General features: G+C 64.3%; 19 protein-coding genes. 15 read left to right on the top strand and 4 right to left on the bottom strand.

Annotation, left to right across the window (positions count from 1 at the left end; translation table 11 throughout):
- Window positions 1-330: 330 nt before the first annotated feature.
- Window positions 331-1,644 carry an acetamidase/formamidase family protein gene (locus tag ACVOKO_RS02275; RefSeq protein WP_346496865.1) on the bottom strand — a complete coding sequence of 438 codons (1,314 nt, stop codon included), beginning with the start codon at window positions 1,642-1,644 and terminating at the stop codon, window positions 331-333.
- 174 nt (window positions 1,645-1,818) lie between these two features.
- Window positions 1,819-2,445 carry a TetR/AcrR family transcriptional regulator gene (locus tag ACVOKO_RS02270; protein WP_346496863.1) on the bottom strand — a complete coding sequence of 209 codons (627 nt, stop codon included), beginning with the start codon at window positions 2,443-2,445 and terminating at the stop codon, window positions 1,819-1,821.
- A gap of 132 nt (window positions 2,446-2,577) precedes the next feature.
- On the opposite strand from ACVOKO_RS02270, the gene ACVOKO_RS02265 reads away from it, so the two are divergent.
- The 3 genes from ACVOKO_RS02265 to ACVOKO_RS02255 all read left to right on the top strand — a co-directional run bounded on the left by ACVOKO_RS02265 (window position 2,578) and on the right by ACVOKO_RS02255 (window position 5,133).
- The gene (locus tag ACVOKO_RS02265; RefSeq protein ID WP_430980693.1) at window positions 2,578-3,615 is read left to right on the top strand and encodes an MBL fold metallo-hydrolase; all 1,038 of its coding nucleotides are present in this window, start codon (window positions 2,578-2,580) and stop codon (window positions 3,613-3,615) included.
- Window positions 3,616-3,763: 148 nt separating this feature from the next.
- Window positions 3,764-4,498: a hypothetical protein gene (locus ACVOKO_RS02260; RefSeq protein WP_346496859.1), complete on the top strand. Its 735-nt coding sequence runs from the start codon at window positions 3,764-3,766 to the stop codon at window positions 4,496-4,498.
- A 65-nt stretch (window positions 4,499-4,563) separates the two neighbouring features.
- The gene (locus ACVOKO_RS02255; RefSeq protein ID WP_346496997.1) at window positions 4,564-5,133 is read left to right on the top strand and encodes an HAD family hydrolase; all 570 of its coding nucleotides are present in this window, start codon (window positions 4,564-4,566) and stop codon (window positions 5,131-5,133) included.
- Between the two features lie 441 nt (window positions 5,134-5,574).
- Here ACVOKO_RS02255 and ACVOKO_RS02250 read toward each other — a convergent pair whose 3' ends face one another.
- Window positions 5,575-6,507: a carbohydrate kinase family protein gene (locus tag ACVOKO_RS02250; protein ID WP_346496857.1), complete on the bottom strand. Its 933-nt coding sequence runs from the start codon at window positions 6,505-6,507 to the stop codon at window positions 5,575-5,577.
- Between the two features lie 273 nt (window positions 6,508-6,780).
- Here ACVOKO_RS02250 and ACVOKO_RS02245 point away from each other — a divergent pair, with 273 nt between their 5' ends.
- From ACVOKO_RS02245 to ACVOKO_RS02210, 8 genes are all read left to right on the top strand, one after another.
- Window positions 6,781-7,827, top strand: a complete 1,047-nt coding sequence (locus ACVOKO_RS02245) for a rod shape-determining protein (RefSeq protein ID WP_017355500.1) — start codon at window positions 6,781-6,783, stop codon at window positions 7,825-7,827.
- A gap of 177 nt (window positions 7,828-8,004) precedes the next feature.
- Window positions 8,005-9,147 (top strand): rod shape-determining protein MreC, encoded by a 1,143-nt coding sequence (gene mreC, locus ACVOKO_RS02240; RefSeq protein ID WP_346496855.1) that lies wholly within the window; start codon window positions 8,005-8,007, stop codon window positions 9,145-9,147.
- Window positions 9,144-9,629, top strand: a complete 486-nt coding sequence (mreD, locus tag ACVOKO_RS02235) for a rod shape-determining protein MreD (protein WP_346496853.1) — start codon at window positions 9,144-9,146, stop codon at window positions 9,627-9,629. Before mreC ends, mreD begins: the two co-directional genes overlap by 4 nt.
- 3 nt (window positions 9,630-9,632) lie before the next feature.
- Window positions 9,633-11,729: a penicillin-binding protein 2 gene (gene mrdA, locus ACVOKO_RS02230; protein WP_346496851.1), complete on the top strand. Its 2,097-nt coding sequence runs from the start codon at window positions 9,633-9,635 to the stop codon at window positions 11,727-11,729.
- Window positions 11,726-12,832, top strand: coding sequence for a rod shape-determining protein RodA (gene rodA, locus ACVOKO_RS02225; protein ID WP_346496849.1), 1,107 nt, complete (start codon window positions 11,726-11,728; stop codon window positions 12,830-12,832). The genes mrdA and rodA overlap by 4 nt, the downstream gene beginning before the upstream one ends.
- A gap of 466 nt (window positions 12,833-13,298) precedes the next feature.
- Window positions 13,299-14,435, top strand: a complete 1,137-nt coding sequence (mltB, locus tag ACVOKO_RS02220) for a lytic murein transglycosylase B (RefSeq protein ID WP_346496847.1) — start codon at window positions 13,299-13,301, stop codon at window positions 14,433-14,435.
- Complete coding sequence (locus tag ACVOKO_RS02215) at window positions 14,432-15,733, top strand: septal ring lytic transglycosylase RlpA family protein (RefSeq protein WP_346496845.1); 1,302 nt, start codon at window positions 14,432-14,434, stop codon at window positions 15,731-15,733. The genes mltB and ACVOKO_RS02215 overlap by 4 nt, the downstream gene beginning before the upstream one ends.
- A 93-nt stretch (window positions 15,734-15,826) precedes the next feature.
- Window positions 15,827-17,041 carry a D-alanyl-D-alanine carboxypeptidase family protein gene (locus ACVOKO_RS02210; protein ID WP_346496843.1) on the top strand — a complete coding sequence of 405 codons (1,215 nt, stop codon included), beginning with the start codon at window positions 15,827-15,829 and terminating at the stop codon, window positions 17,039-17,041.
- A 1,054-nt stretch (window positions 17,042-18,095) separates the two neighbouring features.
- Here ACVOKO_RS02210 and ACVOKO_RS02205 read toward each other — a convergent pair.
- Entirely contained in the window at window positions 18,096-19,145 is a 1,050-nt protein-coding gene (locus tag ACVOKO_RS02205; protein WP_346496841.1) for a lipid A deacylase LpxR family protein, read from the bottom strand.
- Between the two features lie 302 nt (window positions 19,146-19,447).
- Here ACVOKO_RS02205 and ACVOKO_RS02200 point away from each other — a divergent pair, with 302 nt between their 5' ends.
- The 4 genes from ACVOKO_RS02200 (at window position 19,448) to lipB (ending at window position 23,063) form a co-directional block, all read left to right on the top strand.
- Window positions 19,448-20,704, top strand: a complete 1,257-nt coding sequence (locus tag ACVOKO_RS02200) for a CsgG/HfaB family protein (protein ID WP_346496839.1) — start codon at window positions 19,448-19,450, stop codon at window positions 20,702-20,704.
- Between the two features lie 255 nt (window positions 20,705-20,959).
- Complete coding sequence (locus ACVOKO_RS02195; protein WP_057627203.1) at window positions 20,960-21,937, top strand: CsgG/HfaB family protein; 978 nt, start codon at window positions 20,960-20,962, stop codon at window positions 21,935-21,937.
- Between the two features lie 158 nt (window positions 21,938-22,095).
- Window positions 22,096-22,374: a DUF493 family protein gene (locus tag ACVOKO_RS02190; RefSeq protein WP_057627155.1), complete on the top strand. Its 279-nt coding sequence runs from the start codon at window positions 22,096-22,098 to the stop codon at window positions 22,372-22,374.
- Entirely contained in the window at window positions 22,362-23,063 is a 702-nt protein-coding gene (gene lipB, locus ACVOKO_RS02185; RefSeq protein ID WP_346496837.1) for a lipoyl(octanoyl) transferase LipB, read from the top strand. The genes ACVOKO_RS02190 and lipB overlap by 13 nt, the downstream gene beginning before the upstream one ends.
- The last annotated feature ends 12 nt before the right edge of the window (window positions 23,064-23,075 follow it).

Raw genomic sequence — 23,075 nt, 5'->3', positions numbered from 1 at the left:
TTCGCGCGCAGCTTTTTTGTAGAGCCGAGCCATGCTCGGCTGGGGCTTTATCGCGAAGGCCTCTGCCGAGCATGGCTCGGCACTACAGGGCGGCGGCTTTGGCTAACAGGTTGTAGGACGGTCCAACGCTCGTCGGCTTCCGGCGTTCGCGCGCAGCTTTTTGTAGAGCCGAGCCATGCTCGGCTGGGGCTCTGCCGGTGAGGCCTCTGCCGAGCATGGCTCGGCACTACAGGTCGGCGGCTTTGGCTAACGGGTTGTACGACGGTCCAGCGCTCGTCGGCTTCCGGCGCGGGTTGCGCCGTAGCCGCAATCAGATTTCTATCACAGCCCTCAGTTGGCGCTCTTTGCCGCCGCAGGCGGCAGGCCTTTCAGTACCGACTTGTCGATCTTCGCCGCCACGCCAACACTGCGACCGGCAAGATTGACCACGTTGTACTGCACCGCCACGCCCAGCACCTGGGTTGCCTGTGACATGTCCAAACCATAGGACTGGCGAAGCCACTGCAGCATCCCTGACGTGGCCAGACGCAGTGCATCATCACTGGAGCCAGCTTGGCCCAGGGTCATGATCTGCGTAGGCGATTCCACGCGCGGCGTGGCGAGGGACTGCTTCTTGATCAGTTCCACTTTCAACACCACATCCAGTGATGTCTCCAGCGCCCATTGGCTGGTTTCGCCGTCGCCCTGCAGCGCATGGCCATCACCGACATACAGCAATGCGCCGGGCTGCTGCACTTCAAGGTAAACCGTGTTGCCTTGGACCACTGCGTTGAAATCCATGTTGCCGCCGAAGTCGCTGGTGTCGCCAGTGGAGAACGGTGGGTAGCCAAAGCCGGGTGCAACCGCGAGGCCGCCGAGCATCGGCTTGACCGGGATTTCAAAGTTTTTCAACGCACCGCTGGCACCTTGCGGCCGCGCCATGCCGCGCACGCGATCCAGTTCCCAGCGCACCGGATTGCCCAGCGTCGCTGTTTCGGTGGCAATGCGCGGTGTCTTCAAGCGACCGACGATGCCGTCGAGGCTGTCGGCATGGTCGCGGTTGAGTTTGAGCGAGCTGATGGTGATCGCCAGCGTATCGCCAGGCTCGGCACCGGCGACGAAGAACGGCCCGACCTGCGGGTTGCCGAACAAGGCGCGGGTGATGCCGTTCTCATCGACGCCGCCAGAATCCAACGTCTTGGTCTGCACCGAGTCGCCCGGCCAGATCACCAGCACCGGCGCGCGATCGGCGCTGAAGGTATTGGAGTAGTCCATGGGTTTGAAGTCGTGCAGGCGCGGTGCATTGTCTGCCCGCGCAGGTACCCGCCACGCGTTGAATGTGTGCGCCGCACGCGCGCTGCGGTTGTTGGTATCCGGCTCGTCGCTGCGGCCCTGCATGCGGCTGCCATCGATGCGGCCGTCGTAGTGATAGACCTGGCCGTCGCTGCCGGTTGCGGTGAACTTCAACTGGGTGCCGTTCAAGCTGCCGGTAATCGGGTCGCCGCCCAATGTTCCGCTGACGCGCGTGCCTTGCACGTCCAGATTCAAGGTCTGCTGTGCGGTGTTGCCCCATAGATCGGTTGCCAGGATCCATTGATCGGCGGCGAGGGCATGGAGCGGGAGTACGGACAACAACAGCGAAGACCATTTCAGTGAAGTGCGCACGTTGCTTGTGTCTGCGAAGGGCCCGGTGGGCGTGTTCGTGGAGTGTACGAATGGCGTTGTCGCCGTTGCAGTGTCAAACGTAACGACACCTGTAGTCAGATCGGCCAAAAGCCGACCGATGATTCCTGCAGCAGGCGACCGGAGCGGGTTGCTGATGCCGGTCCTGCGCTGCACTCAGGGCTTGAGGGCGCGTATCGCCAGGAACATGTCGACGCAGTCATGCATCACCCGCTGTTGCACGCTGGCATCCAGCGGCGCGGCGCCCATCGCAATCTGTGGCCAGAACGCGAACGCCTTGACCATGCCCTGCAGCTGGTGGGCGGCATCGGCCGGGGCGATGTCATCGCGCAGGCGGCCATCGGCCTGTGCGGCGCGGATCCAAGTGGTCAGCCCTTCTTCCTTCTCGGCCAGCCTGCCCATCATTGCCCGCGCCCGTTCTGGTGCATGCACCAGTTCGGCCATGGCCACCCGCGACAGGTCGATGAAACTGGCGTCGCTGAGCAGGCGCAGCTTCTGTGCGACGAAGGCCAGCAACTGCTCGCGCAGTGGCCGTGCCGGGTCGTAAGCCAGTGCGTCCAGCGATTGGCTGGCTTCCCACAGCTGCCAGAGGATGGCGGTGAACAGCTCGTCCTTGCTGGCGAAGTGGTTGTAGACCGTGCGTTTGGAGACCTCGGCGGTGGCGGCGATGCGGTCCATGCTGGTGGCGGCAAAGCCCAGTTCGCGGAACTCGGCCACGGCCGCGCGCAGGATGGCCTCGCGTTTGCGGTCGGTCAGGCGGAGGGGGCGCTTGGGCTCGGTCATAGGCTCATTTTACACCGTTCAGTTTACTTTCCTTGGGATGGAAGTAGACTCACAAGTGTACTTTCGAGGGCAAGCCCAGCCATGAAGCGTCGCCTGCCTCGTTTCCTCGTCCTCTTTACGGTGTTGATCGCCATGTCCATTGGCCTGCTGTTCTGCGGCGCACATCCTGCCGCCTCCTATGACCAGTCGCCGCAATACGGCCAGGGGCGTTTCCACAATGTGGCCAAGCTGGTGCCGCTTGGTTTCGTACGCGGTGCCAAGGTTTGGTGGCGGTTTCTGTTCGACAAGCCGGCCGATGCCACGCCGCAGGTAGCAATCCCGGTGCATGCCTTGACCCGGCAGGCGCTGCTGGACGCGCCCGACGACAGCCTGTGGCGCTTGGGCCACTCGACCATGCTGATGAAACTGGATGGCCACTTCTGGCTGACCGACCCGGTGTTCTCCGAGCGCGTGTCGCCGTTCTCGTTCATGGGGCCCAAGCGCTTCCATGCGCCGCCGCTGTCGATCGAGGAATTGCCCGAGATCACCGGCGTCATCATTTCGCACGACCACTACGATCACCTGGACCATGACGCGGTGTTGGCGCTGGCGCCGAAAGTGCGGCACTTCGTGACGGCGCTGGGCGTGGGCGATCGCCTGCTGGCCTGGGGCGTGCCGCAGGAGAAGATCACCCAGCTGGATTGGTGGCAGGAAACGCGGGTGGAAGGGCTGAAGATCGCCGCCACGCCTGCACAGCATTTCTCTGGTCGCGGGCTGTCTGATGGCAATCGCACCCTGTGGGCATCGTGGGTGATCGATAGCGGTCGCACGCGGGTCTTCTTCAGTGGCGACAGTGGCTACTTCGACGGCTTTGCGAAGATCGGTGAGCGCTATGGCCCGTTCGATCTGGCGATGGTCGAGACCGGTGCCTATGACGCTGATTGGCCGGGTGTACACATGCAGCCGGAACAGAGCCTGCAGGCGCATCTGGATGTGCGCGGCAAGGTGATGATGCCGATCCACAACGGCACCTTTGACCTGGCCCTGCATCCGTGGACCGAGCCGTTCGAGCGGATCACCGCATTGGCGGCGGAGCAGGGGGTTGTATTGACTGCACCGCAGATGGGCGAGCGCTTGGATATACGTGCGCCTGCGCCTTCGACGCAGTGGTGGCGAGTGGGTGCGGAGTGATGGTTGCCTTTGCCCGTGATGCCGTCATTCCCGCCTGCGCGGGAGTGATGACGTAACGCCAAAGCCAAAGCGACTCCCGATTCCCCAACATGCTCTAAAGTGAACCCATCGCGCGCCCATTCCGCGCCACGTTCACCGGAGCTGTTTGATGAGACCTTTGATCCTCGGCGCCCTCTGCGTCTTCGCCCTGGCTGCCTGCAGCAACCCGGAGGCCGAGCGCCAGCAGCAGGAAGCCGCCGCAGCCCAGGAGCGCGCCAAGCGCGAGGCCGACGCCGAAGGTATCGGCAAGCTCTACGACGCCGCCATCACCGCCACCGATTGGGAGAAGGCGCGCATCCACGGTGCCGCGCTGCTCGATCAGTTCCCGGATTCGGCAACTGCCCAGCGCATCGAGCCGGGCTTCGCCGAGGTCAGGGAGAAGGCTGCCGCCGCCAGCGAACTGCGCCGCATGCAGGCCCTGTGGAACTACAACCAGGTGCCGGTGAAGGGCGGCACGCAGCGCTCGGCGGCGATCTACAGCAAGGACCGGGTCGAGGTGGACAGCACCGGTGCCAAACAGGTGAATCTGGTGTTCCGTGACCACCCCGAGTGGAAGCGCCACGCCTATCTGGTGTTGCAGTCCAGCGACTTCGCCAAGGCCTGTTACCGCGGCTGTCAGGTCAAGGTGAGCGTGGATGGTGCGCCGGCCCGCAACATGGCCGCACATCGCCCGGATACCGACGAGGCCATCGCCATGTTCATCGTCGACAACCGTGGCCTGTGGCGACAGGCGCGCAGGGCCAAGGTCATCGAGATCGAATTCCCGGTGCAGGCCGGCGGCACCCGCAAGGCGGTGTTCGAGGTCGGTGGGCTGGATGGCAGCCAGATGCCGAATTGGGATTGAGGCCGGTGCTCGCTGATGCGGCGGGGCGTTGCGACGTCGCCGCCAGTCGCCATTGGGTGTTCGACATGGATGGCACCCTGACCGAGCCTGTGCATGATTTCGAGTTGATCCGGCGCGAACTGCAGATTCCGCCGGGTGTTGACATCCTGCAGCACCTGGCCGCGTTGCCGGCGCAACAGGCCGCCGACAGCCATGCTTGGTTGATGCAGCATGAGCGCGCGTTGGCAGAGGGGTCGATTGCGGCACCGGGTGCGGTGACGCTGATCCGCGCGCTGCATGCCGAGGGTTGCCGGCTGGGCATTCTTACCCGCAATGCGCGTGAGCTGGCCGAAGTGACCCTGGCGGCGATCGGCCTGGCGGAGTGTTTTGCGGCCGGGGAGATCGTGGGTCGTTGGGAGGTCGAGCCGAAGCCGTCTCCGGCCGGCCTGCAGTATTTTGCTGCGCGCTGGGATGTGGCGCCTGCGGCGATGCGCATGGTTGGTGACCATTACTACGATCTGGCCACCGCCAAGGCGGCCGGCGTGCCTGGGATCCTGATCAACATGCCGGAAGATACCTGGCCGGGCATGGCGCAATGGCAGCTGCGCGATTGTGCGCAGTTGCTGCAGCATTGGCAGGCGGCGGCTTTGGGGTAGAGCCGAGCCATGCTCGGCTGGGGCGTTACCGATAAAGCCTGTTGTTGTTGTTGTTGTTGTGGGAGCGGCGTAGGCCGCGAAGCTGGCAATGCCGGGTTGCGGGCGTGTTCCGCAATCTGACGATATGTGAGCTTCGCGGCTTACGCCGCTCCTACAAATGCCATGCGGCTGATGGATTGCTTGTAGGGCCTCTGCCGAGCATGGCTCGGCACTACCGCTTGAGCCCCTCTCCCGCTTGCGGGAGAGGGGTGGGGTGAGGGCAGCTGTTCGCTCGTAAAGCCTCTGCCGAGCATGGCTCGGCACTACCGCTTTAGCCCCTCTCCCTCTTGCGGGAGAGGGGTTGGGGTGAGGGGGGCTTTTCGCTCGTAAGGCCTCTGCCGAGCATGGCTCGGCACTACAGTGCGGGCATAAAAAAACGGCGCCTTGTGGGCGCCGTTTTTCTTAGAGGCCGTAGCCGAACTGCTGCTTGAACTGGTCGTTGAACTCGGCGAAGTCGAAGCGCTGGTTCTGGGTGCCGGGGTGCTCGACCTTCAGCGCGCCCATCAGGTTGCTCATGCGGCCAACGGTCAGCCAGTCCATGCCCTTCTCGATGCCGTAGATCAGGCCGGCGCGGAAGGCGTCGCCACAGCCGGTCGGGTCGACCACGCGGCGCTCGTGCGCCGGCGGGATGTCGAAGCTCTTTTCCGGGGTGTGGATGATCGCGCCACGCGGGCCCTGGGTGGTGATGTAGGCCTTGGTCCGGGCGACGATGTCCTTCTCGTTCCAGCCGGTGCGTTCCTGCAGCAGGTTGGACTCGTAATCGTTGACCACCACGTAGTCGGCCTGCTCGATGAATTCGCGCAGCTCCGGGCCGTTGAACAGCGGCAGCGCCTGGCCCGGGTCGAAGATGAAGGGGATGCCGCATTCCACGAACTCGGCCGCGTTCTGGATCATGCCTTCGCGGCCGTCCGGGGCAACGATGCCGAAGCTCACGCCCGGCACGTCACGTACATGGTTGTCGTGCGAGCGCATCATCGCGCCCGGGTGGAAGGCGGTGATCTGGTTGTTGTCGTGGTCGGTGGTGATGAAGCACTGCGGGGTGAACATGTCTTCCAGCACGCGCACCTGGCTCAGGTCGATGCCCATGCGCTCGAAGTGCTCGCGGTAGGGGCCGAAATCCTGGCCCACGGTGCCCATCGGGATCGGGCTGCCGCCCAGCAGCTTCAGGTTGTAGGCGATGTTGCCTGCGCAACCGCCGAGCTCGCGACGCATGCGCGGCACCAGGAACGACACGTTCAGGATGTGCACCTTGTCCGGCAGGATGTGGTTCTTGAACTGGTCCGGGAACACCATGATGGTGTCAAAGGCAAGGGAACCACAGATCAAAGCGGACATTGCGAACAGGCCTATACGTAAAGGGAAGTGCCGCCGCGCACGCGCAGACGGACCGGCGCGACTGCGCGCCAAAGTGCGTAAGGTTACCGGCTGCGGCGGCCCACGGCCACAACCAAGGATGTACCGCAGCTGCCCAGTGTGGTCGAAAGCCCAGAATTCCCTAGGATTTTCCTTGCTCGGGCGGGGGTGGGTTGATAGGCTAACTGCCCTCATTTTCTGCCCATTTTTTCGCCAACCGGCGTGGGCACGACACCCGTCAGGATCACTCCCCAGATGTTCAAGAAGCTGCGTGGCATGTTCTCCAATGACCTGTCCATTGACCTGGGCACGGCCAACACCCTTATCTATGTGCGCGGCCAGGGAATCGTACTGAACGAGCCATCGGTCGTGGCCGTGCGCCAGGATCGCGCCATCGGTGGTACCCGCTCGGTGGCTGCCGTCGGCGCCGAAGCCAAGCAGATGCTGGGCCGTACCCCGGGCCATATCACCACCATCCGCCCGATGAAGGATGGCGTCATCGCCGACTTCACCTACACCGAGGCGATGCTCAAGCACTTTATAAAGAAAGTGCACAAATCCCGCTTCCTGCGTCCCAGCCCGCGCGTGCTGGTGTGCGTGCCGGCCGGCTCCACCCAGGTGGAGCGCCGCGCCATCAAGGAATCGGCCGAAGAGGCCGGTGCACGTGATGTATTCCTGATCGAAGAGCCGATGGCCGCTGCCATTGGTGCCGGCATGCCGGTCACCGAGGCGCGCGGTTCGATGGTCATCGATATTGGCGGCGGCACCACCGAAGTGGCAGTCATCTCGCTGAACGGCATTGTCTACTCGGCCTCGGTGCGTATCGGTGGCGACCGTTTCGACGAGTCCATCACCAATTACGTGCGCCGCAACCACGGCATGCTGATCGGTGAAGCAACCGCCGAGCGCATCAAGGTGGAGCTGGGCTGCGCCTACCCGCAGGCGGAAGTGATCGAGATGGAAATCTCCGGCCGTAACCTCGCTGAGGGCGTGCCGAAGATGATCAAGATCAGCTCCAACGAGGTGCTGGAAGCCCTGCACGAGCCCCTGTCGGGCATCGTCTCGGCGGTCAAGCTGGCGCTGGAACAGACCCCGCCGGAACTTTGTGCCGACGTCGCCGAGCGCGGCATCGTGCTGACTGGTGGTGGCGCCCTGCTGCGTGACCTGGACCGCCTGATCTCCGAAGAAACCGGCCTGCACGTGCAGGTGGCCGACGATCCGTTGACCTGCGTGGCCCGCGGTGGCGGTCGTGCGCTGGAGCTGGTGGACATGCACGGCAACGAGTTCTTTGCGCCGGAATAATCGGCCAAGTCGGAGGGAACGGGGAATGGGGATCAGCGAATGGGGCAGGGTTTCCTGCAACGTGATCCACACCCTGCTGCCCGTTTCCCCGGCCCAACGGCGTGATGTCATTCACGCCGTTTCCAAGCACGTTGTCTCCGCCATTCATTCCCGAAACCCAATTCCCAGCCTTCTGCCGTGCCCCCTTACGCCGGTCCTCCCGTAGCCTCCCGTCAGGGGGATGCCAGCAGCACGCTGCGTTTGCTGGCGTACCTGGCCTTGGCAATCACTTTGATCGTGCTGGATGACCAGGGCGGCTGGATGTCGCGTCTGCGCGCCCAGGCCAATGTGCTGGTGCAGCCGATCTGGGCGCTAGCAGGTGTGCCGGGCCGGGTCGGGGCCTCGGTCAAGGACAACGCCGCCAGCCATAACCAGCTGGTCAATGAAAACCGCGAGCTGCGCAACCAGCTGCTGATCGCCAACGCACGCCTGACCCGCCTGCAGACCGCAGCGCTGGACAACGCCCAGCTGCGCGAGCTGCTCAACGTGGCCGAGCGCAATGGCCTGGACGTGCAGCTGGCGCCGATCCTCGATATCGACCTGGATCCGGTCAAGCAGCGTCTGGTGCTGGATTCGGGCAGCCGCGCTGGCGTGCATGTGGGCCAGGCGGTGATTGATGCCGGTGGCCTGATGGGCCAGGTGATCGCGGTGACGCCGGCACATTCGACCGTGCTGCTGCTGACCGACCCGGACCATGCGGTGCCGGTGGCGGTGGCGCGCAATGGCGTGCGGCTGATCGTCTACGGCCGCGGCGACCGTCTGGAGTTGCGTGACATCCCGCTCAGCGCGGGCGTGGAAGTGGGCGATGAGATCGTCACTTCCGGCCTGGGTGGGCGTTTCCCGGCTGGTTTCCCGGTCGGCAAGATCCTCAAGCTGCGCCCGGACGATACCCACGCCTTCCTGGTGGGCGAGCTGGAGCCGGCGGCCAAGCTGGACCGTGGCCGCAATGTGCTGCTGCTGCGCTCGGTGCCGGCCCTGCCGCAATTGCCTGACAGCAGCGAAAGCTATCTGCCCACGGAAGCAGCGACAACAGCTGCACCGGCGCCTGCCCCGAACAACCGCATGGCGGCGGCAGCGGCGCATGTTCCGGCTGCCCAGACGGCTGGCAATACGGCTGGCGATCCGGCCGCAGGCCAGATCCTTCCGGCGCCGCCGCAAGCAGCGTCCAGCGCGCCAGCGAGCGCAGCATCGGCGACAGCGGCCACGCCGACCGGCGAGACGCCGACACCTGCAACGCCGGTGACTGGCGACAATCCGAACCCGGCACAGGTGCGCCCATGAGTCGTCTGCGCAACAAGGGTTGGGTGATGCCGGTCAGTGTCGTACTGGCCTTGCTGTTGGCTTTGATCCCGTTGCCGGAGCTGTTGTTGCCGGCGCGGCCGTATTGGCTGGCGCTGGTCCTGGCGTACTGGGTGATCGAAACCCCGGACAAGGTCGGGCTGGGCTTTGCGTTCTGCATCGGCCTGCTGGCCGATGTGATGTTTGGCGGCATTCTCGGCGAGCAGGCCCTGCGGCTGGTGGTGATGGCGTTCATCCTGCAGCGCTTCCGCGCACGCATCCGTTTCTTCCCGCTGTCGCAGCAGGCGCTGGCGATGGGCGGGCTGCTGTTCAATGACCGCGTGATCGACGCCGCCATCCATCTGCTGGTGGGCGAGCCGCTGCTGCCGTGGAGTTACTGGGTGGCACCGCTGCTGGGCATGGCCTTGTGGCTGCCGCTGTATGTGCTGCTGGATGCGGTGCGGCTGGGCAAGCGCGGGCGCTGACGCATGGTTTCGCGCCGCCAGAACAAGAATCCCCATGCCGAGGCCGAGCAGTTCCGCCGCCGCGCCGCGATCGGCTTCCTCGGCGTGTTGCTGTGCCTGGGTTTTCTGGGTGCCTGGTATTTCAAGCTGCAGGTGCTGGACCACGACATCTACGCCACCCGCTCCGAAGCCAACCGCATCAAGGCGCGGCCGGTGGTGCCCGGGCGCGGGCTGATCTACGACCGCAACGGCCGCCTGCTGGCCGAGAACGTGCCGGCCTTCCGTCTGGATGTCACCGCCGACAAGGTCCAGGACATGAACGCCACCCTGGCCGGCCTGCAGAAGATCTTCTCGCTCAGCGAGGAAGACATCGAGCGCTTCAAGCAGTCGCGCAAGGCGCGCCGTGGCTTCATGCCGGTGACGCTGAAACTGCGGGTCAGCGACGACGAGATGGCGCGATTCGCGGTGGACCGCTGGCGCTACCCGGGCGTCGAGCTGGAACCGTATCTGACCCGCCGTTACCCCTACGGCGATCTGTTCGGCCACATCATCGGCTACGTCGGCCGGGTCGATGACAAGGACCTGGAAGAACTGGGCGAGGGCAATGCGGCGCTGACCCACATCGGCAAGTCGGGGTTGGAGCGTTTCTACGAAACCCAGCTGCGCGGCAAGATCGGCTATGAGCAGGTCGAGACCAATGTGCAGGGCCGTGCCATCCGTACCATCGGCCGGGTGCCGGCGCAGTCGGGCACCGACCTGCGCCTGTCCATCGATGCCGACCTGCAACGGGCGATGGTGGCGGCTTTCGGTGAGCAGGAGGGTTCGGCGGTGGCGATTGATCCGCGCACCGGTGAGGTGCTGGCGATGGTCAGCCTGCCGTCCTACGACCCCAACCTGTTCGTCAACGGCATCTCCCACGCCGATTTCAAGGCACTCAACGAGAACCCCTCGCGGCCGCAGTTCAACCGGCTGGTGCTGGGCGGCGTGGCGCCCGGTTCGACGGTGAAGCCCTTCCTTGGCCTGGCTGGCCTGGATAGCGGCCTGCGCCGTCCCGAAGACAAGATCCTGTCGCGCGGCATGTTCTACCTGCCCGGCGTCAGCCGTGGCTGGGGTGATGCCAACCGTGGCGGCCATGGCTGGACCGATCTGCGCAAATCGATCACCCAGTCGGTCAATACCTATTACTACCAGCTCGGTATCGACATGGGCATCGAGCGCTATGACGACTACATGGGCAACCGCTACGGGTTTGGCCACCCGACCGGCATCGATCTGGCAGGCGAGATCGGCGGCATCCTGCCGTCACCCGCAGCCAAGCTCAAAGCCAACAAGGAGCGCTGGTATCCGGGTGACACGGTCAATGCCAGCATCGGCCAGGGCCTGTGGAAGGTGACGCCGCTGCAGCTGGTTCGTGGTGTTGGCGGCCTGGCTACCGGGCAGCTGCGTACGCCGCATCTGGTGATGGAACAGCGTGCCGGTTTCGATCACGACTGGATGCCCACCCAGCAGCCGGCGAGCCGTCCGATCAGCCCCAATCCGGGCAATCTGCAGGCGGTACGCGAGGGCATGATGGGCACCATGCAGCCCGGCGGCAGTGGTTGGCGGTCCGCTGCCGGTGCGCAGTACCGCATGGCTGGCAAAACCGGTACCGCGCAGGTCATCAGCCGCAAGGGCACGGCGGCATTGAATCCGCGCAGCCTGCCGATGCACCTGCGCCATCGCGCGCTGTTTGTTGGTTTCGCCCCGGCCGAAGAGCCGGTGATCGCCATTGCCATCGCCGTGGAAGGCGGCGGCTATGGTGGTTCGGCGGCCGCCCCGATCGCGCGCAAGGTGTTTGATGCCTGGCTGCTCGGCGTAATGCCCGAAGGCCTGCAGCCGCTGGATGCCGAGCGCGGCACGGTGGCGGTGGGCGTGGCGACGTTTGATACCGAAGATGCCAGCTGGCGTGCGCGCGGCGAGCAGGTTGCGCCACAGTTCGCCGATCTGCCGGTGATGGTCGGCACGCCCGCGCCGCTGCCAGGCGCACCCACACCGCCTGCGCCCGATGCGCTGCCTGCGACGGCCCCGGCCGGCGCCCGCGCACAGACGCCGGCAGCCACGCCAAGCGAGGTGCGTCGATGAGGGATTTCCTGCGCTGGGCCCTGGAAATGGGCCAGCGGCTCAGCCGCGGCCTGGATTGGCCGCTGCTGTTTGCCTTGCTCGCCTTGATGGCGATTGGCCTGTCGGTGCTGGACAGCGCCGGTGGCAGTGGCCTGGTGATGGCGCAGGGCGCACGTTTTGCGGTGGGCCTGGTGGCGATGTGGGCGATTGCGCGGGTGTCGATCCTGCGCATCCGCGCCTGGACGCCGATGGTCTATGCCATCTCCATGCTGCCGCTGCTGGCGGTGTTCGTGCTGGGCACCGGCAAGTACGGGCGGCAATGGTTGAACCTGGGCCTGTTCTACCTGCAGCCAGCCGAGCTGCTGAAAGTCAGCCTGCCGATGATGGTGGCCTGGTACCTCAACCGCATGCCCTTGCCGCCGCGCATTCCCGTGGTGCTGGTGGCGGCGGTGATCATTGGTGTGCCGACCGGTCTGGTGATGTTGCAGCCCGACTTCGGCACCGGCGTGCTGATCGCCGCCAGCGGTGCTTTCGTCCTGCTGCTGGCCGGCCTGCCATGGTGGTGGGTGGGCGTGGGCGTGGGCGGCGTTGCCGCCGCCGCGCCGGTGGCCTGGTTCTGGTTGCTGCGGCCCTATCAGAAGGACCGCATCATGATGTTCATGGACCCGGAGAGCGATGCGCTGGGCGCCGGTTGGAACATCATCCAGTCCAAGATTGCCATTGGCTCGGGCGGCTTCACCGGCAAGGGCTGGGGGCTGGGCTCGCAATCGCACCTCAATTTCATCCCGGAGCAGACCACCGACTTTGCGTTCTCCGTGCTCAGCGAGGAATACGGCTGGGTCGGGGTGGCGGTGGTGCTGGCGCTGTACCTGTTTGTGATCGGCCGCTGCCTGTGGATTGCGGTGGATTCGCGCGACACCTATTCGCGGCTGCTGGCCGGCGCTACCGGGCTGGCGTTCTTCGTCTACATCCTGGTCAACGGCGGCATGATCTCCGGGCTGTTGCCGGTGGTGGGCGTGCCGATGCCCTTGATCAGCTATGGCGGCACCTCGGCGGTATCACTGCTGGCCGGTTTCGGCCTGGTGATGGCGGTACGCGCGCACCGCCCGGTGCACGGCGGCTAGCGCAACGCTGTTGCGCGCATTGCAGATTCATCTCATGCAATGTTGCGAGCTTTGATCCAGATCAAACACCTGCCTTCACCAAACCTTCACACTACACCCCGTCACCGGCGCGCTACCGCGCTGTGGCAGCCAGCTTGCCGTATGGGGCAGCTGGCAGGTCGGCAACTGGCGGAATGACGGGGGGAGCCGTCGTTCCGGTTCCTCCAGCGGCTGACGCGAGCGCCGGTCATCTCAGCGGGATGGGGAGATGACCGGCGCTCCTTTTTTTCAAGCTGACATGCAGGGCCCCAGCTGCTGTCTCCCCTTGCCTGTTCCCTTGCCGACGGCGGGGCGTCGCCTATTCATCGTAGTGGCCGAATGTGCAGGCATTCGAGCGTGCTGGGCGAGGTGTATTTTTTGCTTCAATCTTGTTGTGTTTCATGGTGTTATTGCGGGAAATTCATCTTTGACCTGCTAATCTCGCCCGATGATTAGACGCGCCTTGGTTTGTTGCCTCACCCTCGGCATGGTTGCCTGCGCAACCCAGCCGAAGTCTCCTGCACCTCTGCCGGCCCCGGCGGAAAGCCCGGTCAAGCCCAGTGCTGGCCCGGCCGAAGCCGTACCCGAGGCCAAGACCGCGCTGCCGCCGGTCGACCTGACCCCGGTGCCGTTCGAAACCGCCCGCGCCAATTTCGTGCGTGATACGGCGGCCAGGTACCGGATCGACCCGGCCACTATCGAAGCAACGCTGGCCCAGGCGCAGATCCGCGAGCCGATCATCGCGGCGATGTCGCGCCCGGCCGAGCGGGTCAAGCCGTGGAATGAATACCGGCCGATGTTCATCACCCAGGCGCGCATCGATGGCGGCCGTGCCTTCCTGGCGCAGCATCGCGACGAGCTGATGCGCGTGCAGGAACGTACCGGCGTGCCGGCTGAAGTGATCGTCTCCATCATTGGTGTGGAAACCAGCTACGGCCGCAATGCCGGCAACCACCGCGTGCTGGATGCGCTGTACACGCTGGCCTTCAAATACCCGCGTACCGGCGACCCGGCCAAGCTCGAGCGCGAAGTGCGCCGCGAGCTGTTCTTCCGCGATGAGCTGGCCAAGCTGTTCGAGCTGAGCGCGCTGGAAAAACTCGATATCACCACGCTCAAGGGCAGCTATGCCGGCGCGATGGGCATGGGCCAGTTCATGCCGTCCAGCTATCTGGATTACGCGGTGGACGGCAATGGTGACGGTCGCCGCGACCTGTTCAACAGCTATGACGATGTGTTCTCGTCCATCGCCAATTACTTCGTCAAGAAGGGCGGCTGGATCCGCGGTGGCACCGTTGCGGTGCCGGCCACGCTGCAGGCCGGTTTCGAGGAGTTCAATCCCACCGACTGGACCCCGACCTACACGGTCACCGAGCTGGCCGCACGCGGCTATCAGCCGGTCACCCCCGTGCGCGCGGTCAACGCCAAGGCCACCCCGGTGACCCTGGAGGGCAGCGACGGCAAGCAGTACTGGCTGGGCTTCCAGAACTACTACGCAATCACCCGTTACAACATCTCCAAAATGTACGCGATGGCCGTATTCCAGCTGTCCCAGGCCATCGCCGGCAAGGAGCTTCCCCCGGCATGAACATCAAGTGGCTGGTCCCTGCGTTCATAGTGCTCGGGCTGGCTGCCTGCAGCAGCGCCCCCAAGAAGTCGGCTCATGGCTCGACCGGTGCGACCACATCGCCGCGACCGGCGACGGTGGTGCACGGCCAGGGCAATGCACGTGGTGAGTGCCCGGAAGGTTCGCCTTATGCCAAGGCGCAGGAAGACCTGTCCACCCGCGGCAACTACACCGCCGGCGGCTTGTACAAACCCGGGGTGAATGACACCACGCCCACCTACGTACCCAATGTGAACTGCATCCCCGAGCCGCTGGTGACCAACGAGGCGCGCTCGGCGGTCGGCAACAGATCGCCGTATACGGTGCTGGGTAAGCAATACCAGATCATGGACCGTGTCGACAACTACGTGGAGCAGGGCACCGCCTCGTATTACGGGCAGAAGTTCCACGGCCGGCTCACTTCCAATCGTGAGGTGTACGACATGTATGCCTTCACCGCCGCGCACAAGACCTTGCCGCTGCCCAGCTTCGCGCGGGTGACCAACCTGGACAATGGCGAGTCGGTGATCGTGCGGGTCAATGACCGCGGCCCGTTCCACGACGGCCGTGTGATCGATCTCAGCTATGCCGCTGCGGTGCGGTTGGGCATCACCCAGCGCGGTACCGGGCGGGTGGAAGTGCACGGCCTCACCCCCGGCAGCGAGAACCTGCGGGCGTCCGCCGACAGCCGCCGTGCTCGACGCGAACGTGCTGCCAGCGCTGTTGCTGCAGCAGTGCCGGCGGCGCCCAGTCGCATGGACCAGCTGGTCGAGAAGCTGCCTGCCGCCCCGGTACGCCCGGTGGCCGGCAATGCCGACCATTTCGAAACCTGGATGAAGGACAACGGCGTGCGTGTCGCGACCGGTCGCCCGGCCACGACCACTGCTGCCGGCCCAGCGCCAGCACCGGTGAGCATGCAGGCGCTGCCGGCTGCCTCGGAGCTGTTGCAGTTCACCCCGCCCACGGCTTCGGCTGCGGCCGCAGCGGCGAGGGCTGCCGCCGGCCCGCCGCCGAAAACCGTTCCGGCTGACCCGGCGGCGCGCGCGCTGGGCTCGATTCTGCTGCAGGTGGCCAGTTTCTCCAGCCGTGACAATGCCGCCCGCGCCTTGGGCCAGCTGTCGTCGGCGGGGATCGTTGGTGCCAGCCTCAGTGACATCGTCAGTGGTGGGCGTACCTTGTGGCGCCTGCGGGTACCGGCAAGCGACAACAGCAGTGCCACGGAACTTGCCGGACGCATTGCCGGTCTGGGATTTGGCCTGCCGCAAGTGGTTCGCGATTAACCGCAGCCATACCGGGGTGCCGCCGCCTGGCTGGCGTCGCCCTACAATGACCTCCCGAATTTTTCTTCCTCGTCCATCAGGAACCGTTTTCCGATGAAATTCCGTTTTGCCGCCGCCGCTCTGGCCACCACGCTCGCCGTGGGTCTGGCCTCCGCCCAGACGCCCACCCCAACGCCGATGCCCACCCCGGCCGCTGCTGCCGCTCCGGCCCAGGTGGCTACGCCGCCGGCACCGGTTCCGACCACGGCCACCGCATGGGTGCTGATGGATTACGCCACCGGCCAGGTGCTGGCCGGCGAGAACATCCATGCGCCGCTGCCGCCGGCAAGCATCACCAAGGTGATGACTTCCTATGTGCTGGCTGCGGAAATGAAGAGTGGCAAGATCAAGCCTGATGACCAGGTGATGATGAGCGAGCGCGCCTGGCGCGAAGGCGGCGCAGGCACCGACGGCAGCTACAGCGGCTTCCCGGTCAACCAGACTGCACGTCTGGAAGACATGGAAAAGGGCATGGCGATCCAGTCCGGCAACGACGCAGCCATTGCGCTGGCCGAGCATGCAGCCGGCAGCCAGGAAGCATTCGCCGCGCTGATGAACAGCTACGCGGCCAAGATTGGCATGAAGGATTCGCACTTCGTCAACGCGCACGGTCTGAATGCCGAGGGCCACCAGTCCAGCGCCTACGATCTGGCGCTGCTGGGCCGCGCGTTCGTGCGCGATTACCCGGAAACCTACGCGTACAACAAGATCAAGGAATTCACGGTAGGCAAGATCACCCAGCCGAACCGCAACCTGCTGTTGTGGCGCGACCAGAGCGTTGACGGCATCAAGACCGGTCATACCTCGGCTGCTGGCTACTGCCTGCTGAGCTCGGCGCAGCGCGGTGATCAGCGTCTGGTGGCGGTGCTGATGGGGGGCGCTTCCGAGAAGCAGCGCGCCAATGACAGCCTGGCCTTGTTGAACTGGGGTTTCCGTTTCTTCGAAACCCATCGCATGTACGAGCCGGGCAAGGCGGTGACCACGCAGCATGTGTGGAAGGGCGCGGCCGATGAGGTGCAGCTGGGTGTGGCGCAGCCGATGCTGGTAAGCGTGCCGCGCGGTCGTTACAACGATCTGAAGCCGTCGATGGACGTGCCGAAGGAGTTGGTGGCACCGATTGCAGCTGGTCAGCAGATTGGTACGGTCAAGGTGTCGCTGGACGGCAAGGTAGTTGCGGAGGCGCCGCTGGTGGCTGTGCAGGCGGTGGAAGAGGGTGGTTTCTTCAAGCGTCTGTGGGACGGTTTCATGATGTGGTGGAAGTCCGAATAAGGGCTTTCACAGGCTGAAAGGCCGAGCGGCGTTGCGGTGTTCTGTCGACTGGGGTTCGGGTCGAAGGGATGCGGTGACGCCGCTTTTGTTTTGTCTGCTGAGTGACGCCGCGCCGGCCGCTCAGCTCCCTCCCTTTGCCGAAGGCAAGGGGAGGGTTGGGGAGGGGTGCTCTGGCTCTGGCTTTGGCTTTGGCTTTGGCTTTGATTTTTGCTGTTGCTGTTGCTGTTGCTCTGGCTTTTGACTTGTTGGGCCCCTTCCGAAGCGACGGAGCTGACGGATAGGACCCCGCAGGGGCGGCGCACATGGATGTGCGTCGTTTTTCGACGAGACAAGGATGTCTCGTCGAAAAATCCCGGCAGCGGAGTGGACCTGGAGCGCGCAGCGCGGAGGGCGCGTAGGCAGGGTGTGCTTGACCAGCCATTCGGCTGTTGAAGAGCTCTTCTTTTGGTTATCTTTTCTTTGCACAAGCAAAGAAAAGTAACTCGCTCCCCGAAGGGGAGAGAAAGCTCTTGTTGTTGCCCTTGCCCTTGCCCTTGCCCTCGCTATTGCTTTAGCCGCAGCTGCAGTCGCGATCAAGATCAAGATCAAGGGCTTTCGCCCGCCTACCGCGCGCGAGCACACCTTTCTTTGCTTGTGCAAAGAAAGGTGGCCCAAAGAAAGCACACCCTGCCTCCGCGCCCACGCCGCTGCGCGGCGCGGGTCCACTCCGCTGGCAGGATTTTTCGACGATACATCCTTGTATCGTCGAAAAACGACGCACATCCGTGTGCGTCGCCCCGTGCGGGGTCTTGTCTGCCAGCTCCGTCGCTGCGGAAGGGGACCCGGTACGTCAAAAGCTGGAGAGCAGAAGCCGAAGCCGAAGCCGAAGCAAAAGCCGAAGCCGAAGCCAAAGCGCCCTCACCCCAACCCCTCTCCCGTAAACGGGAGAGGGGTTAATGCACTGGCCGCCGACGTAATGCGAGCCCCTCTCCCGTTTACGGGAGAGGGGTTGGGGTGAGGGCGCTTTGGCTTGCGCTCTCAACGTGCTCACCCGTGCATGGCAACGCCATTACGATCAAAGCGTGCGGCTGATGGTGAAGCTGCCGAATACCGGTGTTTCCTTCTGTCCGTCGAACTCGCGGCTGCGGTGGTAGCGGGCCAGGGCGAATTTCCATTTGCCTCGCATCACTGCCACGCCATAGCCGATGTCGCCGACGAATGAACGCTTGTCCACGCTGTGACTGTTGCGGAAGGTGTTGCCGTCCAAGGTGATGTCACGCACTACCCAGCGTGCGTCGCTGGTCACGAATACATGGCTGGACCAGCCTTCTGCGCGGCCGCGACGGGTAGGGGCGGTGTTTTCGCCGGCCGGCCGCATCGGTGAACTGCCGAAATCATCTGGCAGCTTCCAGCCAAAACGTACTTCGCCACCCGCATTGGCATAGGTGGCCAGATTGCCGATGGCGCCGCCCCAATGACTGATCGCATCCCAGCCCCAACCGCTGCTGTTGGCTTCGGCGGGCCAGCGCTGCATGCGCTCATGCAACAGTTTGAACACCGGTTCGTCGTGCAGCTGGTTGCGCCAGCCCATGAACTTGTCATCACCCAGTGCGTCGTGGACGGCGTCCTGCACCTGCTTGCCCTGGGCCGAGGGGCCAATCATGCCCACCGCCAGTTGTGTGGTGCGCAGGTGATCTTCGTTGCGCGCGTTGTAGCCAAAGTTGACCATCAACGCGGCCGCATAGGGGCGGTCGTCCTTGATCAGCTCGCTGCGGGTGTTGTCGGTAGGCGTGTACAGCCCCTGGCCGAAGCTGAAAATCATGTTCTGCTGCTGGAATTCGCCCGGATGCAGGCGTTCCAGATGACGGTTCATCCATCGTGCCAGGCGTGGCAGGCAGGGGTCGTCGGTGTAGTCCTGCAGGTTGGGTGATACCAGCGTCAACATCGCGCCGTTGGTGTAGCCCTGGTCCTGCTGTGCGCCGCCCAGCATGTCATTGTCGATGCGGATATTGATTGCCGGTGGGTGATCACGCAAGGCACTTTGTGCGCACTGTTCCGTCGCAAATGCAGGTATGGAACCTACTCCTCCTGCCATCAACAACAGCAGTCCGACACCGGATTTCATGACCAAGCCTCAATGCCAGCTAATTTGGCATGCAGCTTAGTAGCGGGTTGTTGGCAGGCATATCGCTACCGAACGGACAGATTGTTGTAAGTGAGGCGGTGGATTTTTTTTCGCAGGTGCGCACTGAGCAAACGTAAGAGTGGTGACGAACCTACTCGGACACTTGCAAGCGCTATGCATCAGTAGCTAGGCTTGCGTATTCAGGAGTGTGATTACTGCGTGAATTGCTGTGCTTTTCATTGCGCGGCGCACTCGTCATCAGCAACACCGCTACCAGCACGGAAGCGATACAGGGGAAAAACATGAAGTACTTGATCCGTCGGCCCGAGCTTTGGGCCGCAGGCGCGTTGGCCATTGCATCAGCAGCCTATAGCGCGCCCAGCCACGCCTTCATCAGCAGCATGTTCGGCAATTGCCAGGTCAATGCCGGTTCGCTGCGCATTGTTGAACCCGACGATGGTCTCGGCGCATGGGCAACATACGGTCTGCCGGCACCCACACGCATGCTGCGTGTATTGGTCAATGACTCCAAGTGCTTCACCGTACTCGATCGTGGTGTCGGTTTTGCCGCCGCACAGGCCGAGCGTGAGTTGGCATCCGGTGGCCATCTGCAGGAAGGCCAGAACATCGGTGCCGGGCAGATGCGCGGTGCTGATTTCGTGCTGATTCCCGATATCGTCTCGCAGAACCCGAATGCCGGTGGCATGAACATCGGTGGCAGCGCTTCGAGTGGCGGATCCAAGCGCGGCTTGATGGGCGGAATGCTCAACATCGCCACCCTGGGTATATCGGGCAAGTTGTCCACCCAGAAGCAGACCGCCGAAGTGGTACTGACGCTGGTGAACGTGCGTACTTCCGAACAGCTGATCAGCGTCAGCGGTGAAGCCAAGATCACCGACAAGGCGTGGGCTGCGGCAGTGGCCGCTTCCAATGTGCAGGGCGCGGCCCGGGCGAATGTTGGCAGCTGGGAGAACACCGAGATCGGCAAGGTGATCAAGGAGGCCTACGAGGAAGCGTTCTCGCGCATGGTCACCCAGATCAATCGCCGCAAGCATGAAATCCAGGGGCAGCCGGCCTCGTTGATGGCCGCAACGCAGCAGGCGGCACTCCAACACGTTGCGCCGGTACAGGCCGCGCTGCAGCAGGTCGCGCCGGTACAGGCAGCGCTGCAGCAGGTTGCACCAGTACAGGCGGCACTGCGGCAGGCTGCACCGGTGCAGTCCGCACTGCAGGAGATTGCGCCTTCGCTGGTGGCGCCGGTGGTGCAGGCAGCACTGGTAGCCGCCGCGCCGGTGGTGGCGACTGGTGTGGAAACTGCGGTTGCTGCCGCTGAGCCGGGAGCCGCCGTGCAGCAGTTGGCCAGCGGTGGAACCCTGGTCCTGCGGCGCATGGCGCGGCTGCTGTCCGGCGCCAGCAACCAGGCCGCGGTGGTGGCTGAGTTGAAGGCCGGCATGCTGTTGTTCCCCACCGGCAGCGCCGAGGGCAGCATGCTCAGCGTCGAGGACGAGATGGGCAACAAGGGCTGGGTGCCGGCGGCGGCGGTGGAAACCGCGCAGTAAGCGCCGCGCGAAGGGTCGCAGGGGAGCCCTGCGGCCCTTTCGGGACAGTTCTGGGTGCCCGAGGAGCGGTGTTTGGCCCCCATAAAGGAACCGGCTCACAAAAACGCCATTTATCCTGACGCCTGTCTGGGTTAGGATTCCGGCGGACCGGACCGTGCTCGTCTGCTAGGTAACATCAGGGACAGAGTCTTACCGCAAGGTCTCTAAGCCAATGGAACGCACCTCGTAAGGTGCAGGTTAATGGGGAAGCATCAGATGCGTAACGTTTTTTCGCCGCTCACTGCAGCGGTCATTACTCTGGGTATTGCTGCGGCTGTCAGCAGCCAGCCGGCCCAGGCAGCATTCAAGGCCAAGGGCACCCAGGCGCAGGAACAGCGCCAACAGGCTGCCGCACAGATTCCAACCTGTCAGCGCCCGATCGGCACCTTGTCGGTGATCGAGCCGGAAGACTCCACCAACTGGTGGACCGGTCAGCAGTTGCCGGCGCCGTCGCGCCTGATCAAGGCCTTCGTCAACCGTTCGCGTTGTTTCACCCTGGTGGACCGTGGCGCCGGCATGGCGGCGGGCCAGTTCGAGCGTGAGCTGGCGGCCAGTGGCGACCTGCGTGGTCGTTCCAACGTCGGTAAGGGCCAGATCAAGGCCGCTGACTACGTGATGATTCCGGATCTGGTCTCGCAGAACAGCAATGCCGGTGGCAATGCCATTGGTGGCCTGCTGGGTGGCCTGATCGGTGGCCGCGCCGGTGCATTGGTGGGTGGCCTGAACTTCACCAGCAAGACCGCCGACGTGGTGCTGACTGTGACCGACGTGCGTTCGTCGGAGCAGGTAGCCATCTCCGAAGGTTCGGCGCGCAAGAGCGACATGGGCTTCGGTGCCGGCGGCGGCCTGTTCGGCGGCAGCGGCCTGGGTGCAGCCGGCGTTGGCGGTTATGCCAATACCGAAATCGGCCAGGTCATCACCATGGCCTATCTGCAGGCCTATACCGACATCATCGCCCAGCTCGGCGGCCTGCCGGACAATGCGTCCGCGGCCAATGCGCAGCAGGCAGTGACGGTGACCCGTGCTGGTCGTCTGCTGGCCAACGCCCGCGGCACCGGTGCGCCGGTGCGTACCCTGGACCCGGGCATGATGCTGTACCCGACCGGCACCAAGGAAGGCGTGATGTGGGAAGTCGAGGACGAGCTGGGCAACCGCGGTTGGGTGTCGTCCACCCTGCTGCAGCTGTCCAAGTAAGCCTGGGTTTACCCCACAGAAAGGCCGCGCAAGCGGCCTTTCTGGTTTCTGGAACCGGTAGTGCCGAGCCATGCTCGGCACTACAGGTGGGCTCGCATGGAAGGCTGTAATCCGGGTATGGCCTTGGGTTTGTGGGCGTTCGCCCCGATAATGGCGGCATGGAAATCAAGTCTGACAACCCTGAACACGGCTTCCAGTTCCCCGGCACCTTTGAGCTCAGCGCCATGGGCGCGGCCAACATCGGTCTGGAAGCTGAGCTGCCCAAGTTGCTGCAAGGCGCCGGTATCGAGGTACTGGAAGAGCGCATCAGCTGGAAAGAATCCTCCAACGGCAAGTACGTCTCGGTGCGCATCGCCTTCAAGGCCGACAGCCGCGAGCAGTACGACGCCGCCCACGCCGTGATGCGTGACCACCCGGAAGTGAAGTGGACGCTGTAATCGCATGCGCTGCAGAAACGCCGGCCAGCACCACGCGGCCGGCGCTGCTGCGGGATCTGGGCCGGCAGGGCTATGAACCTGTCTGGCACGCCATGCAGCAGTTCACCGACACCCGTGGTGACGGCACCACCGACGAGCTGTGGGTGGTCGAGCACGACCCGGTATTCACCCTGGGCCAGGCCGGCAAGGATGAGCATGTGCTGGCGCCGGGCGATATCCCGGTGCTGCATGTGGACCGTGGCGGCCAGGTGACCTATCACGGCCCCGGCCAGATCGTGGTTTATCCACTGCTGGACCTGCGCCGGCTCGGCATCGGTGTGCGCGATTACGTGTGCCGCATCGAGCAGGCCATCATCGACACCCTGGACGAATGGAACATCGGCGCTGAACGCCTGGACGGCGCGCCCGGTGTCTACGTGGGCGGCGCCAAGATCGCCGCGCTCGGCATCCGCGTGCGCCGCGGCTGCAGTTTCCACGGTCTGGCGTTCAATGTGTCGCTGGATCTTGAACCCTTCCACCGCATCAACCCCTGCGGCTACGCCGGGATGCAGGTGACCTCGGTGCTAGACTTGGGCGGCCCTTCGGGCATAGAAGCGGTCAAAACCGTGCTGCTGTCCCATCTGGCCCAGCAGTTCGGTCTGGCCTTGCAGCCGACGCCCGAACTGCCCGATCTGACTACGCGGCTCTGAGACCGCTGATAA

Source organism: Stenotrophomonas sp. STEN240 (assembly GCF_056756175.1).
This window is presented reverse-complemented; position numbering and strand designations above follow the sequence as displayed.